Consider the following 431-nt stretch of genomic DNA (forward strand, 5'->3'; position numbering starts at 1 on the left):
TAAAAGGATACGTGCAGCTACTGCTCTCATTACTGGAGCAAGAACATCAGGATCTAAATACTCTTCCGGTTAAACCTTCATTAAAGCGTATTGATGAACAGGTAGCCCGATTAACAAGACTTATTTCTGAAATTCTTGACCTTTCCAGGATCGAAGAAAGTAGGCTCGATCTAAAAAAGAAAAAGCTTAACCTCAATGAACTGGTCGAAGAAACCATAGAGGATATAAATCGAACTGAAATTGAACATTGTATTGAAATAGAGCAAGAGGCGAGTTTTGAGGTGGAAGTGGATAAGGACAGAATTGGGCAGGTAATTATAAATCTTGTAACTAATGCCGTAAAATATTCTCCCGAGAAAAAAAATGTGAAGGTCAGGATCTATGAGAGCAAAAAAGGTGAGGTGGCAATAAGTGTGACCGACAAGGGAATC

General features: G+C 38.5%; 1 protein-coding gene. It reads left to right on the forward strand.

What is annotated here, in order from left to right:
* The coding region (locus tag HC176_RS16715; RefSeq protein WP_245234940.1) for an ATP-binding protein at positions 1-431 on the forward strand (431 nt) is incomplete at both ends.

It is taken from the genome of Tamlana crocina, from assembly GCF_012037625.1.